A 13,029-nucleotide genomic window follows, 5' to 3' on the forward strand; every position below is an offset into this window, starting at 1 on the left:
TTGATCGCCGTGCAGAAAAAGGTGTTCCGATGGCCGCCGCGCCACCCACCCTTCTCGTCCTCGACGCGGATCCGCCGCCTCGCCTCGGCCGGCTCACCGGCCGGGCCCGGATCGAGCACACCGACGAGTCGGCGCTCGCCGAGCGGCTGCCGCACGCGGACGTGCTCCTCGTGTGGGACTTCGCATCCCGGGCCGTGCGCTCCGCCTGGCCGGGCGAGGGCCCGCGGCCGCGCTGGGTGCACACGGCGAGCGCCGGCGTGGACCACCTGATGTGTCCGGAACTCGCCGCCTCCGACACGGTGGTGACGAACGCGCGGGGGATCTTCGACCAGCCCATCGCCGAGTACGTCGCCGCCCTCGTGCTGACCATGGCCAAGGACCTGCCGAGGACGCTGGAGCTCCAGCGGGAGCGGACCTGGCGGCACCGCGAGACACAGCGGGTCGCCGGCACGCGCGCGTGCGTGGTCGGATCGGGACCCATCGGCCGTACGATCGCCCGCGCCCTCAAGGCGCTCGACATCGAGACGGCACTCGTCGGCCGCGAGCCGCGCGCCGGCCTCCACGGACCCGAGGACCTGGACCGGCTGCTCGCGCGCGCCGACTGGGTGATCGCGGCCGCCCCGCTCACCGAGCAGACCTACGGCATGTTCGACGCCCGGCGCTTCGGCGTGATGCAGCCCTCCGCGCGGTTCATCAACATCGGGCGCGGTCCGCTCGTCGTCGAGGACGCGCTCGCGGAGGCGCTTGTCAAGCGGTGGATCGCGGGCGCCGCCCTGGACGTCTTCGAGCATGAACCCCTCACCCCGGACAGCCCGTTGTGGGAGGTGCCGGGGCTGATCGTGTCCCCGCACATGAGCGGCGACACGATCGGCTGGCGTGATCAGCTCGGCACCCAGTTCGTGGAGTTGTACGAGCGCTGGGAGACGGGCAGACCTCTGCTGAACGTGGTCGACAAGAAACGCGGGTACGTACCGGGACGCTGAACCGCCTAGGCCTGGAGGGCAGATGACGGACCTCGACCTCACCGAGCTGACCGCCGTACGACTCGTCGAGGGGTACCGCACGGGCGAGTTCAGTCCGGAGGAGGCCACGCGGGCCGCGCTGGAACGGGCCGAGCAGATCCAGCCAGATGTGAACGCGTTCGTGCGCCTGCTCGCCGACGAGGCCCTCGCACAGGCCCGTGAGTCCACCGAGCGCTGGCGGCGCGGTGAGCCGCGGGGGCTGGTCGACGGCGTCCCGACGACCGTCAAGGACATCCTGCTGCTGCGCGGCACGCCCACCCTCAAGGGCTCGAGGACGATCTCCGAGGCCGGCCCGTGGGACGAGGACGCCCCCTCGGTCGCCCGGCTGCGCGAGCACGGCGCCGTGTTCATCGGCAAGACCACGACACCCGAGTTCGGCTGGAAGGGCGTCACGGACTCGCCGCAGTCCGGCGTGACCCGCAATCCGCACGACTTCTCCCGCACCGCGGGCGGCTCCAGCGGCGGCGCCGCCGCGGCCGTGGCGCTCGGCGCGGGCCCCCTCGCGCTGGGCACGGACGGCGGTGGCAGCGTCCGCATCCCGGCCGCCTTCTGCGGGATCTTCGGACTGAAGCCGACGTACGGGCGCGTGCCGCTGTATCCGGCGAGCGCGTTCGGCACGCTGGCACACGTGGGCCCGATGGCCCGGGACGCGGCGGACGCGGCGCTGCTGCTCGACGTGATCGGCGCCCCCGACAGCCGCGACTGGTCCGGGCTCCCGGCCGCCTCCGGCCCGTTCTCGGCGCGGCTGGCGGGCGGGGTGAAGGGCCTGCGGGTGGCGTACTCGCCGTCGCTCGGCGGCCAGGTGGCGGTGCGGCCCGCGGTCGCCGCGGCGGTGCGGCGGGCGGTGGAGCGGCTGGCCGGGCTCGGCGCGTACGTCGAGGAGACCGACCCCGACTTCACCGACCCGGTGGAGGCCTTCCACACCCTGTGGTTCTCCGGGGCGGCCCGGGTGACCCAGCAGCTCGGCCCGCACCAGCGGGGGCTGCTCGACCCCGGGCTGCGGGAGATCTGCGCGGCCGGCGCCCGCCGTTCGGCGCTGGACTACCTCGCCGCGGTGGACGTCCGTATGGAGATGGGCCGCCGGATGGGCCGCTTCCACGACTCCTACGACCTGCTCGTCACGCCGACGCTGCCGATCACCGCATTCGAGGCGGGCGAGGAGGTGCCGAAGGGCTCCGGTCACCGGCGCTGGACGGGTTGGACCCCGTTCACGTACCCGTTCAACATGACCCAGCAGCCGGCGGCGACCGTCCCCGTCGGGACCGACGGGGACGGTCTGCCGATCGGCCTGCAGTTGGTGGCCGCCCGGCACCGGGACGAACTGGTGCTGCGGGCGGCCCACGCGCTCTACGAGGCCGGGATCACGCGCGGCGGAAGCTGAGCGTCTCCCCCGCCGCACCCGACCGCCACAGGTCGTTGCAGCCCTCGGCCATCGCCTCCAGCCCCTCGACGATCTGGCCCCAGACGATGCCGGGGACCCAGCCGACGTCGGCGTTCAGCAGCAGGTTGTTGCGCTCGTAGAAGAGGGCGAGATCGACGACCGTGGTGCCCGCTCGGACCTCGCGGTCGTATCCGTACGCCTTCGTGCCGAGCTCCGTCCCCGCGAAGGAGAAATAGCAAAGATCTCCGGGAATCGGTGTGACGGTCGGATTTTCCAGTGGCGGCTCTTTCGCCGCGAAGGGTGGGAAAAGAGCATAGATCTCATTTCGGGCGTATTTTGCGTGATAGACATCGCTGCCCAGTGGAAGGGCGTCCCACACAGCCGCGCAGGTCAGAGGCGCGCGCTCGTCCAGCAGTTTCGCCGTGCAGGTAATTCCACGTTTGGCCAGCGAGACTTCGATGTAGCGATCAGCCATAAAGCCTATGGTGCATACATCGCATGGACTCGGGTAGCCGCGCCGCCATGGCTCCACCTTTTGGGAACGACAGACACACACCCGGGCCCACCCGTCGATCGCTGCTCGCGGGGGTGGCGGCGCTCGGTGCGCTGGGCGCCGCCGGATGCAGTCGCGTGGCCGCCGCTTCGAGCAAGGAGGGCGGTGACCTGCTCGACCGGCTCAAGGCGGCAGGCGTCGTACGGCTGGGTATCGCCGGTGAGATCCCCTTCGGGTACATCGACAAGAACGGCGACCTGACCGGCGAGGCGCCGGAACTGGCCAAAATCATCTTCAAGCGGCTCGGCGTGGACAAGGTGCAGCCCGTCCCGACGGAGTTCGGCTCGCTCATCCCGGGCCTGAACTCGCAGCAGTTCGATGTCGTGGCCGCGGGGATGTACGTCAATCCCGAGCGCTGCCAGCAGGTCATCTTCGCCGACCCCGACTACCAGATGCTCGACGCCTTCATCGTCCGCAAGGGCAATCCGAAGGGGCTGCACGACTACAAGGACATCGTCGCGAAGAAGGCGAAGTTCGCGACCGGCACGGGCTATGCCGAGATCCAGTACGCCGTCGAGGCGGGGTACAAGCAGAGCGACATCCTGATCGTGCCGGACCAGGTCGCGGGGCTGAACGCCGTAGAGGCCGGCCGCGTCGACGCCTTCGCCGGTACCGCGCTGACCGTCCGCGAGGTGGTCAAGAAGTCCGGCAAGACGGAGTCCACCAAAGCCTTCGCGCCCCTCGTCAAGGGCAAGCCGCATGTCGACGGCGGCGCCTTCGCGTTCCGCCCGACCGAGACCGGTCTGCGGGACGCCTTCAACGTGGAGCTGCGCAAGCTCAAGCAGAGCGGTGAGCTGTTCCGCATACTCCGGCCCTTCGGCTTCACCAAGGCCGAGATGACCGACCTCACTGCGAAGGAGCTGTGCGGCGGATGACCTCGGGACTCTGGGAACTCGTACTTCACGGCATCTGGGTCACGATCCAGCTGCTGGTCCTCGCCGGGCTGCTGGCCACGGCGGTCGCCTTCGGGGTCGGCATCGCCCGCACCCACCGGCTGTGGATCGTCCGCTTCCTCGCGGGCGCCTACACCGAGATCTTCCGCGGGACCTCTGCGCTGATCATGATCTTCTGGGTGTTCTTCGTGCTGCCGATCGCCTTCGGCTGGCAGCTGGTCCCGCTGTGGGCCGGCACCCTCGCGCTCGGACTGACCTACGGGGCCTACGGCGCCGAGATCGTGCGCGGCGCGCTGAACTCCGTCGACCCGGCGCAGCGCGAGGGCGGCATCGCCCTCAGCTTCACGCCGTGGCAGCGGATGCGGCTGGTCCTGCTGCCGCAGGCCGTGCCGGAGATGATCCCGCCCTTCTCCAACCTCCTGGTGGAGCTGCTCAAGGGCACCGCGCTGGTGTCGATCATGGGCATGGGCGACCTGGCCTTCAGTGCCAACCTGGTGCGCCTCGCGCTGCAGCAGAGCGCGGAGATCTACACGTACGTGCTGCTGATCTACTTCGTCATCGCCTTCGTGCTCACGCGGGGGATGCGCGGGCTGGAACGCAAGCTCAAGTCGGGCCTGGGCAGGCCGGTCGGCCGCTCGGCCGACCAGGAGCTGCACCGTCCTGAGACGACCGGCGTGGGCGCGGGAGGTTCGCTCGGATGAAATGGGACTGGAGCGCTGTCGCCGACTTCATGCCGAAGTTCTGGGAGGGACTGCTGGTCACCCTGCAGATCCTCGTCCTCGGCTCGCTGATCTCCTTCGCGCTGGGCCTGGTGTGGGCGCTGCTGATGCGCGCGCCGACGCGCTTCGTGCGCTGGCCGATCGGTGTCGTCACGGAGTTCATCCGCAACACCCCGCTGCTGGTGCAGCTGTTCTTCTTCTTCTACGTGCTGCCCGAGTGGGGCCTGACCTGGTCGGCGCTGACCACCGGTGTCGTCGCGATCGGGCTGCACTACTCGACGTACACGATGCAGGTCTACCGGGCCGGTATCGAGGCGGTCCCCGCCGGCCAGTGGGAGGCGGCCACCGCGCTGAACCTGCCGGTACGGCACACCTGGACCGCGGTGATCCTGCCGCAGGCGATCCGCCGGGTGGTCCCCGCCCTCGGCAACTACGTCATCTCGATGCTCAAGGACACCCCGATCCTGATGACGATCACGGTCCTGGAGATGCTCGGCCAGGCACGGCTGTTCTCGCAGCAGAACTTCCAGTTCACCGAGCCCCTGACGGTGATCGGCGTGGCCTTCATCGTCATCGCCTACCCGGCCTCCCTTCTCGTACGAGCCCTGGAGCGACGTCTTGTCCGCTGACACCCCTTTGATGAAAGAACCCGGCGCCGACGCCAACCCGCCGGTGGACGGCGGCGAACTGATCCGCTTCGACCACGTCACCAAGCGGTTCGGGTCGAACACCGTGCTCGACCGGCTCGACTTCTCCGTCGACTCCGGCAAGCACGTCACGCTGATCGGCCCGTCCGGGTCCGGCAAGACGACGATCCTGCGGCTGCTGATGACCCTCACCAAGCCGGACGAGGGCACCATCACGGTCGCCGGCGACCAGCTCTTCCCGGCCCCGGAGAAGCAGATCCGCGAGGTCCGCAAGAAGATCGGCATGGTCTTCCAGCAGTTCAACCTGTTCCCGAACATGTCGGTGCTGCGCAACATCACCGAGGCCCCGGTCACCGTCCTCGGCATGTCCAGGGACGAGGCGACGGAGCGGGCCCGCGAGCTGCTGGAGATGGTGGGCCTCGCCGACAAGTGCGACGCCCGCCCGACCCAGCTCTCCGGCGGCCAGCAGCAGCGGGTGGCCATCGCCCGCGCGCTGGCGATGCGGCCGCAGGTGCTGCTCCTGGACGAGGTGACCTCCGCGCTCGACCCGGAGCTGGTCGCCGGTGTCCTCGACGTGCTGCGCGACATCGCCCGCACCACGGACATCACGATGCTCTGCGTGACCCACGAGATGAACTTCGCAAGGGACATCTCGGACCAGGTGCTGATGTTCGACTCCGGCAGGGTCATCGAGTCGGGCCCGCCGGAGAAGATCTTCAGCGAGCCCGAGAACGACCGCACGCGGGAATTTCTCAGCGCGGTCCTCTGACGTCGTAGGTTGAACGCGATTCAACCTACGAGGTCCGCGCGCCGGTTCGTGTCACTGGCATGTGCCGGCGTGCCTGCGCTGCTGTTGAGAGCGGTGCGGCGGGGTCCAGATCTCGTCAACAGCCGCTCACAACAAGCCGCTTGACCGTTATCGTGGAACTGTTCCGCTGTACGGATCACGGCCAAGTTGCAGAGCGACCGAGCAAGCGCAGGGGGATGCACCGTGGCGCTGAAGCACGAGCCGACCGCGCCGTACCACTCGGCCCAGGACGCGCTGCGCGTCCTGGAGGCCGTGGCACGGCACTCGACAGGAGTCACCGAAACCGAACTCGCCCGCCTCACCGACCTCGCCCCGGAGCGGCTGACCACCCTCCTGCGGATGCTGAGGCGTGAGGGCTACGTGGAGCAGGTCACCGAGGGGGCGTACGTCACCGGCGACGCCCTCACCCGGCTCGGCTCGGCCGAGGGCCGGGACCTGGCCCTGCACGAGAAGCTCCAGCGCACCCTGGACCGGCTGCGCGACTCGGTGGGGGCAGCCGTGTACCTCAGCCGGTACGTCGACGGCGAGGTCAAGATCGCCCAGTACGCCGACGGACCCACCACCCCGGTGGTCCACGAGTGGGTCGACTTCCGCTCCTCGGCGCACGCCACCGCGATCGGCAAGAGCCTGCTCGGCCAGCTCGACCACAACGGCCGGCGCGACCACCTCTCCCGGCACAGGCCGGCCCGGCTGACCTCGCGCACCATCACCAACGACAAGCTGCTGCTCTCGCACCTCGAGGCCCAGCCGTCCACCGTGCCCCACCTCGATCTCCAGGAGTACGCGGTCGGCACGGTCTGCGCGGCCGTCCCGGTCAGCGCCGGCACGTCGGTCGGCTGCCTGGCCCTGTCGCTGCCCGTCGAGGACGCCCACCGCCTGCGCCAGGCCGCGGACGCCCTGAACCGGAACGCGACGCCGGTACTGCTCTCCCTGGCGATCTAGCCGGACCGGGAGGTGGTCGGAAGCACCCCCGCGGACCAGGTAGTATTTTCTTCGTCGCCATCCACGGACACGGTTCCGATGGGCGGCGAGAGTCATGCGCCGCTAGCTCAGTTGGTTAGAGCAGCTGACTCTTAATCAGCGGGTCCGGGGTTCGAGTCCCTGGCGGCGCACCGATGAAGGGCCTCTCGTGGACACGAGGGGCCCTTCGGCGTCCTCCGGGGTGAGCCGCCGATACGCCCGCTCCCCGGGTGGCCGCCACCACACGGGGTCCGCGCACCGGACCCCTTCCTTCCGCAGCCGGGCCCGGTGGATCTTGTTCGTGGCCGTGACCGGCATCCGCTCCACGACCCGGACGAACCGGGGCGCCATCTTCGTCCCGAGGTCGGGCTGGGCCTCGAGGAAGGCCGCGAAGCCCGCCGGGTCGAAGGTCCCGGCGAGGGTCGCCATCACCTGGTCGCCGGTCACCGGGTCCGGCACCGCGTAGACGGCTACGGCGGCGGCACCCTCGTAGCGGGCGAGGATGTTCTCGATGGTCGCGGCGGCCAGGTTCTCGCTGTCGACGCGGAGGCGGTCGTCGGTGCGGCCGGCGAAGTAGAGGTAGCCGTCGGCGTCCCGGTAGAAGAGGTCGCCGGTCCAGTACCCGCCGTCGTGCCGCCGCTCGGCCTCGGCCGCCGGATTGCGCCAGTACCCCTCGAAGGGGTTGGGCCCCCGGTTCACCAGCTCCCCTATCGCCTCGTCCCCGTTCAGCAGCCGCCCCGCCGCGTCGAAGGAGGCGGGCGGGCACTCCTTGCGCGTCTGCGCGTCGAGTACGACGAGACCGGGCGCCGCCCGCCCGACCGCCCCGGCCGGTGTCCCCGGCGACCACTGCACGGCCGCGCCGCCCTCCGACGAGCCGTACCCCTCCACCAGCCGCACCCCGAACCGCCGCTCGAAGGCCGCCGCGTCCACCGCCCCCGCCTCCGTGCCGAAGCCGAGCCGGAGCGGGTTGTCGCGGTCGTCGGCGCGCTCCTCGGTGGCCAGGATGTACTGCACGGCCCGGCCCACGTAGGTGAAGTACGTCGCCCCGTACGAGCGGACGTCGGCCAGGAACCGGGAGGCCGAGAAGCGCCGCCGCAGCGCCACGCCCGCGCCGGCCGCGAGCGCGGGCGCCCAGTCGGCGATCACCGCGTTGCCGTGGAACATCGGCATGCAGACGTAGTGCACGTCGTCGCGGCGCACCCCGAACTGGCCCACCAGCGAACGCCCGGCGGCGGCCAGCCGCCCCTGGGAGCAGATCGCGGCCTTGGGCGCGCCCGTCGAACCGGAGGTGAAGTACAGCAGCAGGCGGTCGCCGGGCGCGGCCCGGGAGGGGTCCGGCTCGGCGCCCGCGTACGGCGCCAGGAGCGCGTCGTACTCCTCGGTGCCGGTCACCAGCATGCGTACGCCCGGGAGTTCGAGGCCGGCGAGCAGCGGCAGATGGGCTCGCTCGGTGACGACCGTCCGGCACTCGGTGTGCAGGATGTCGCGGGCCAGCTCCGGGCCGCGGCGGGTGGGGTTGATCCCGGCGACGGCGGCACCCGCGAGCGCCGCCGCGCTCAACCACATCGGATATTCAGGAGTGTTGTCGAGCAGCACTCCCACGTGCGGCTCGGCGCCGGGCGGCAGCAGGTCGGCCAGCAGCGCGGCCCGCGCCGCGGCTCCGGCGGCCACCTCGTGCTGCGTGAGAACCAGGTCCTCGCACCACAGCCCCGGCCGGTGGTCACCGAACCGCTCCGCCACGAGCTCCGCGACCGTGCCCCGCGCGCTGCCACTGGACTCCATGGCGCGCACGGTAATTGACGGACCGTCAGATTGCTACGGCATGGTGGTCGAGGACCCGGTGTCGGCCGACCAGGAGGACATCGAGTGGAACGTGGCCATGAAGCCGATGCAGAACGCCACCATCACCCCGAGGAACACCAGCGTCGCGACCGTCGACGCCGCGTGCTTGACGCGGCCCGGCTCCTGGGCGGTGGCCACCACGTCCGGCCCGTCCGCGTAGTAGTAGACGGTGACGGGATCGCCCTCCAGGCGGGTCGCCGGGCCGTCCTCCTCCTCGAAGCGGATCGGACGGCCGTCCTTGGCCTGGAACTCGTAGACGTGGTGGAGGGTGGTGCGGACGGAGGTGTCGTTGCCGCCGCCATGGGTCGTGGTGAACACCCGCAGACAGCGCCCCTGGGCGGTGAGCCCGCTGTTCCAGGCGCGGCGCATCTGCAGCCAGCGGCGCATCACGCGGTACGCCATGACCAGGGCCACCGTCATGATCAGGCAGGGCAGGAGATAGAAAAGCACGTCCATGGGGTCCCCCGGTCTCGGTCCGCCGCACCCGTACGGTCGGCCTGCCAGGAACCTACCCACGGGTAGTGCCGCGGTCGCTCAAGAAAGGCTCAGAGATCGGGCGCGTGCGCCGGGACCGAGCCTCCCGGCGCACGCACCCCGTCCGGCGGGATCAGAAGGTGACGTCCGAGCAGGCGTAGAACGCGTTGCCCGTGTCCGCGATCGTCCATACCGCGACGATCATGTGGTGGCCGCTCAGGCCGGACGGCAGGGTGCCGCTGTGGGAGAGGGTGGACGGGGGACGCTGACCGTTGTAGGGCACCGTCAGGAACGGTGTGGTGTTGAGGTCCGAGCGGGCCAGGTTGTGGTTCTGGTTCCAGCCCGGCTTGGTGACGTAGTACTTGAAGTCGGTCGTGGCGTGCATGGCGGTGAACTGCCAGCGGAACGTGTAGCTCTGACCGCCCGTCACCTTCGTGGTGGGCCAGGCGCCGCCGGACGGCGTTCTGGAGCTGTCGAGTTGGGAGAAGCGCGAGTTGCCGCCGGAGCAGATGGACCCGTCGGCCGGCCCGGAGGCCGGGAAGCCCTTGGGGCCCTCGACGCTCTGCGGCTCGTACTGGATGTCGCCGCAGTTCGTCACCGTGCCGTTGGCACACAGCTTCTGCCTGCTGATGGGGAGGTCGGTGTAGCCGTGGCTGCTCGCGCTTCCGGCCGAGAGCACGAATGCTCCTGCCGTGGTGAGCCCGAGCGCGGCGGCGTACCACTTGGTCTTTCTGCGCATGCTGCCGCTCCTGAAGAACGTGGGGGAAGTTCCATGAGGCGTGCAGGTCTAGACCAAGTGCAGAATATTGCGGTTACTTGGCTGTGTCCATACCAAGACGTGTCCATACCAATCACGGCATCTGTTCGCCGCGCCCCGCGCAGAACGCCACCGTCAAGTCCTTGACCAGCGCCTTGCGTTCGTAGTCGTCGAGGTCCACCAGTCCGCGCACGGTCAGCCGCGTCACCGTGTCCTCCACGGAGTCGACCACCGAGGTCAGCACGCTCGCCCGGTGCTGCGCGTCCAGCGCGGCGATACGGCGGCGGTTCATCGCCGCGGCGACCTCGGGGGCGTACTCGATCCTGACCGGCTGGACCGAGAACACCTCCAGGCCGACCGGTGCCGCGTCCGCCGCGGTCAGCCGGGTCAGCGCGTCCCCGGCCGCCTCCGCCGGACCCCGTGTTCCGTCGGGCGTCTCGACCGGCACCCGGGCGAGGGCCGCCTCCACGCACTCGCGCAGATAGGTCTCGTGGTCCTCGATGCCCAGCACCGCCCGCGCGGTGTCCCGCACCCGCCACACCACGAGCACCACCACGCGCAGCGCGACGCCGTTGCCGTCGGCCGCGGGCATCGGCTCGCTGCGCCAGTGCCGCAGCCGTACGTCGACCCGGCGGCGCAGCAGCAGCGGGTTGACCCACATCAGCCCGGTGCGCCGGACGGTGCCCCGGTAGCGGCCGAACAGACCGAGCACCCAGGCCCGTCCGGTCCGGCCACGGGCCAGCCCGCCGAACCCGAAGACGCCGAGCGCGCCCGCGCCCGCGTAGGCCGCCCACTGCGCGGGACCGAGCCCGGCCCCCGGGTGCGCGGGCAGCCGCAGCGCCGCCGCGGCCAGCGGCGGCAGGACGCCGGCCCACCACGAGGTGGCCACGCACCCGGCCGCCCCGCAGGCTCCGGCGAGCACGCCCGCCGCTCCGGGCAGCACCCGCGCCCGCCGCTCGCCCAGCTCGGGGTCGACCTGCGGCACGGCCCGCGGCGTCGCCGGCGCCGGACGGCGGAACCGGGGCTGCTCGCCCGTGCCGTGCCGGCGGCCGACGACCGTCGGCCTGAGCGGCACGGACACCGGGTCCGGGTCGTCGCGGAACAGCAGATGGACGGGGATCTCGGTGGTCGACTCGTTCTGGATGAGCCGTCCGGGCCGGCCCGGCCCCTCGGACTCGGGTGTCTGTGACGTGGTCGTCGTACTCATGCGTGCCTCCAGCCTCCGCGCCAGATGCGTCACAACAGGTGGGTGGAACAGAGCCGTTCAGAAGGAGCGGCCCCTGGGGAGAGCGGAACCGTTCAGGAGAACAGCCGTCTCCACGTCTCGGGCCCCGGAAAGCCGTCCGCCGCGCCGCCGCGCCACCCCTGGGAGCGCTGGAAGGCCTCGACGTTGCGCCGGTCCGCCTCGCCCCAGCGCGGCCCCGGCCCGGTCGTGTAGTACGTGCCGAACCCCTTCTTCACGAGCTGCTGCCCCAGCCGGGTCACGTAGTCGTCGACCGCCCCCGGCCGGAACATCGCCCGCCCCGGATAGGCGGGCACCCCGCTGGACGACGGCGCCGAATGGCCCGCCTTCCCGGTCGCCGGGACCGGCCTGCCGGTCCCGGACACCAGCAGCTCCCAGGTCCGCGGCCCCGGCAGCCCGTCCGCGGCGTCGCCCTGCCAGCCCTGGGCCAGCTGGAACGCCTCGGTGGCACGCTGGTCCGCGTCCGACCAGCGGGGGCCGGGGCCGGAGGTGTAGAAGCGCCCGGCGCCGCGAGCGACGAGCAGCTCGCCGAGCTGGGTGACGTACTTGTTGTTCGCGCCGGGGCCGAAGTACGCCGCTCCCGGGTAGGGCGTCCGGGTGCTCTGGGTGGCCGGCGCACCCGGCTGCGCCTGCGTCGGGTCGGGCGCGAGCCCGTTGTACCGGTAGGGGACGTACCGGTCGGAGTTGGTCCAGTAGGCGTACGGGGTGGCCTGCTTGCGGGCCTGCGGGGGCGTCTGCTCGTAGGCGATGTAGTTGCTGTGCGTGTAGTCGGTCCAGCCGCCGAAGATGACGACGTGCGAGCCCTTCTCCGGGTTCTGCGGATTGTGGAAGAGCAGGATGTCGCCGGGCTGGAGTTCCTCCTTGGAAATCTGCTTCCCGTACTGCCCGAGGCTGCCCGTCCATTCGTTCTGCGGCAGGCCCCAGGCCATCGAGACGAAGCCGGAGCAGTCCTGCCGGTAACCGTCGGACCAGTAGTCGGTCATGCTGTACGGCACCTGCGCGTCGACCCATTTCTTGGCCCGGTTGATGATCTCCGCGCGGGTGGTCGTGGGCGTCTTCCGCACGTCCGCGGGCCCGGTGGTCTTGGCGCTGCGGCCGTACAGCGGGGCCTTGTGGCCCTGCGGGGACCGGTGCCCGTCACCTGCGGGGACGCCGGGGGCGGGCGGTGCCTGTGGGGCCGCGAGCGCCGGGGCCACCTGTCCCGCGCCGAGCGCGGTGGACGCGGCCGCGGCGACGATCACGGCCCGCCGGGCGGCCGGGTGCCGGACCGTCCGTGAATACGGCAGGACGCGGCGCCAGTGCGCACATCCGGGGCAGTCGCAGTCGCTCGCCGGATCGAATTCCTCGAATACCGGTGCCGCCATGCGATTCCCCTCACACTCCCGATGAAAAAGACCGCGCTTGTCCACACTGATCACTTTGCCAACGGTCTTCCGGACTCGCATGTTGACGGTCCGAATGATGTACAGCCCCCTTCCCCGACCCGGCCCCCGGATGGTCGGGACCACTCCCGCCGGTCCGGTAGAGTTACGGCGTCGGCAGGCGCCGCTAGCTCAGTTGGTTAGAGCAGCTGACTCTTAATCAGCGGGTCCGGGGTTCGAGTCCCTGGCGGCGCACCGGAAGTGAAGGTCCCTCGCAAACGCGGGGGACCTTCGGCGTTACGGCGGGTTCCCTCCGGTGCCGCGGAAGCGGCTGGGGGTCCGGGGGTCGTCCCCCGGGAAATGCAGCAT

At 70.9% G+C, this 13,029-nt stretch carries 13 protein-coding genes and 2 tRNA genes; 9 read left to right on the top strand and 6 right to left on the bottom strand.

All coding sequences use genetic code 11. The features are described 5' to 3' along the window. Positions 1-29: 29 nt before the first annotated feature. Both ACIBN2_RS31470 and ACIBN2_RS31475 read left to right on the top strand, forming a co-directional pair. Positions 30-983 carry a D-2-hydroxyacid dehydrogenase gene (locus ACIBN2_RS31470; RefSeq protein ID WP_399139417.1) on the top strand — a complete coding sequence of 318 codons (954 nt, stop codon included), beginning with the start codon at positions 30-32 and terminating at the stop codon, positions 981-983. Positions 984-1,005: 22 nt separating this feature from the next. Then, positions 1,006-2,403: an amidase gene (locus ACIBN2_RS31475; protein ID WP_399139418.1), complete on the top strand. Its 1,398-nt coding sequence runs from the start codon at positions 1,006-1,008 to the stop codon at positions 2,401-2,403. Here the strand turns inward: ACIBN2_RS31475 and ACIBN2_RS31480 are convergent. After that, positions 2,384-2,878 carry a DUF3830 family protein gene (locus ACIBN2_RS31480; protein ID WP_399139420.1) on the bottom strand — a complete coding sequence of 165 codons (495 nt, stop codon included), beginning with the start codon at positions 2,876-2,878 and terminating at the stop codon, positions 2,384-2,386. The two genes, ACIBN2_RS31475 and ACIBN2_RS31480, sit on opposite strands and share 20 nt — an antisense overlap. Positions 2,879-2,925: 47 nt before the next feature. On the opposite strand from ACIBN2_RS31480, the gene ehuB reads away from it, so the two are divergent. The 6 genes from ehuB to ACIBN2_RS31510 all read left to right on the top strand — a co-directional run bounded on the left by ehuB (position 2,926) and on the right by ACIBN2_RS31510 (position 7,135). Then, on the top strand, positions 2,926-3,831 hold the full coding sequence (gene ehuB, locus ACIBN2_RS31485; protein ID WP_399139422.1) for an ectoine/hydroxyectoine ABC transporter substrate-binding protein EhuB: 906 nt from the start codon (positions 2,926-2,928) through the stop codon (positions 3,829-3,831). Continuing rightward, on the top strand, positions 3,828-4,550 hold the full coding sequence (gene ehuC / locus ACIBN2_RS31490) for an ectoine/hydroxyectoine ABC transporter permease subunit EhuC (RefSeq protein WP_399139424.1): 723 nt from the start codon (positions 3,828-3,830) through the stop codon (positions 4,548-4,550). Before ehuB ends, ehuC begins: the two co-directional genes overlap by 4 nt. Further along, positions 4,547-5,197, top strand: a complete 651-nt coding sequence (ehuD, locus tag ACIBN2_RS31495; RefSeq protein ID WP_399139426.1) for an ectoine/hydroxyectoine ABC transporter permease subunit EhuD — start codon at positions 4,547-4,549, stop codon at positions 5,195-5,197. Before ehuC ends, ehuD begins: the two co-directional genes overlap by 4 nt. A 10-nt stretch (positions 5,198-5,207) precedes the next feature. Beyond that, positions 5,208-5,984 (top strand): ectoine/hydroxyectoine ABC transporter ATP-binding protein EhuA, encoded by a 777-nt coding sequence (gene ehuA, locus ACIBN2_RS31500; RefSeq protein ID WP_399139428.1) that lies wholly within the window; start codon positions 5,208-5,210, stop codon positions 5,982-5,984. Positions 5,985-6,206: 222 nt separating this feature from the next. Then, positions 6,207-6,965: an IclR family transcriptional regulator gene (locus ACIBN2_RS31505; RefSeq protein WP_399139429.1), complete on the top strand. Its 759-nt coding sequence runs from the start codon at positions 6,207-6,209 to the stop codon at positions 6,963-6,965. Positions 6,966-7,061: 96 nt separating this feature from the next. Beyond that, positions 7,062-7,135 (top strand) — tRNA-Lys (locus ACIBN2_RS31510). Here the strand turns inward: ACIBN2_RS31510 and ACIBN2_RS31515 are convergent. From ACIBN2_RS31515 to ACIBN2_RS31535, 5 genes are all read right to left on the bottom strand, one after another. Next, a complete protein-coding gene (locus tag ACIBN2_RS31515; RefSeq protein ID WP_399139430.1) occupies positions 7,101-8,765 on the bottom strand; it encodes an AMP-binding protein in 1,665 nt (554 codons plus the stop codon). The genes ACIBN2_RS31510 and ACIBN2_RS31515 overlap by 35 nt on opposite strands. 33 nt (positions 8,766-8,798) lie before the next feature. Next, a complete protein-coding gene (locus tag ACIBN2_RS31520) occupies positions 8,799-9,281 on the bottom strand; it encodes a DUF3592 domain-containing protein (protein ID WP_399139432.1) in 483 nt (160 codons plus the stop codon). Positions 9,282-9,432: 151 nt separating this feature from the next. Next, entirely contained in the window at positions 9,433-10,038 is a 606-nt protein-coding gene (locus ACIBN2_RS31525) for a lytic polysaccharide monooxygenase (protein ID WP_399139434.1), read from the bottom strand. A gap of 112 nt (positions 10,039-10,150) precedes the next feature. After that, positions 10,151-11,263 (bottom strand): SPFH domain-containing protein, encoded by a 1,113-nt coding sequence (locus tag ACIBN2_RS31530; RefSeq protein ID WP_399139435.1) that lies wholly within the window; start codon positions 11,261-11,263, stop codon positions 10,151-10,153. Positions 11,264-11,355: 92 nt separating this feature from the next. Beyond that, positions 11,356-12,663: a peptidoglycan-binding protein gene (locus ACIBN2_RS31535; RefSeq protein WP_399139437.1), complete on the bottom strand. Its 1,308-nt coding sequence runs from the start codon at positions 12,661-12,663 to the stop codon at positions 11,356-11,358. A gap of 178 nt (positions 12,664-12,841) precedes the next feature. On the opposite strand from ACIBN2_RS31535, the gene ACIBN2_RS31540 reads away from it, so the two are divergent. Beyond that, positions 12,842-12,915: transfer RNA gene (locus ACIBN2_RS31540), tRNA-Lys, on the top strand. Positions 12,916-13,029 lie beyond the last annotated feature (114 nt).

Origin of the sequence: Streptomyces sp. NPDC050534, assembly GCF_044457745.1 — a bacterium.
Classification (GTDB): domain Bacteria; phylum Actinomycetota; class Actinomycetes; order Streptomycetales; family Streptomycetaceae; genus Streptomyces.

Coding starts and splice junctions, on each gene's coding strand:
- ACIBN2_RS31530 (WP_399139435.1), bottom strand. CDS start 11,263: ATGAGTACGACGACCACGTCACAGACACCCGAGTCCGAGGGGCCGGGC.
- ehuD (WP_399139426.1), top strand. CDS start 4,547: ATGAAATGGGACTGGAGCGCTGTCGCCGACTTCATGCCGAAGTTCTGG.
- ACIBN2_RS31520 (WP_399139432.1), bottom strand. CDS start 9,281: ATGGACGTGCTTTTCTATCTCCTGCCCTGCCTGATCATGACGGTGGCC.
- ACIBN2_RS31515 (WP_399139430.1), bottom strand. CDS start 8,765: ATGGAGTCCAGTGGCAGCGCGCGGGGCACGGTCGCGGAGCTCGTGGCG.
- ehuC (WP_399139424.1), top strand. CDS start 3,828: ATGACCTCGGGACTCTGGGAACTCGTACTTCACGGCATCTGGGTCACG.
- ACIBN2_RS31535 (WP_399139437.1), bottom strand. CDS start 12,663: ATGGCGGCACCGGTATTCGAGGAATTCGATCCGGCGAGCGACTGCGAC.
- ACIBN2_RS31475 (WP_399139418.1), top strand. CDS start 1,006: ATGACGGACCTCGACCTCACCGAGCTGACCGCCGTACGACTCGTCGAG.
- ACIBN2_RS31470 (WP_399139417.1), top strand. CDS start 30: ATGGCCGCCGCGCCACCCACCCTTCTCGTCCTCGACGCGGATCCGCCG.
- ACIBN2_RS31480 (WP_399139420.1), bottom strand. CDS start 2,878: ATGGCTGATCGCTACATCGAAGTCTCGCTGGCCAAACGTGGAATTACC.
- ehuA (WP_399139428.1), top strand. CDS start 5,208: ATGAAAGAACCCGGCGCCGACGCCAACCCGCCGGTGGACGGCGGCGAA.
- ACIBN2_RS31525 (WP_399139434.1), bottom strand. CDS start 10,038: ATGCGCAGAAAGACCAAGTGGTACGCCGCCGCGCTCGGGCTCACCACG.
- ehuB (WP_399139422.1), top strand. CDS start 2,926: ATGGCTCCACCTTTTGGGAACGACAGACACACACCCGGGCCCACCCGT.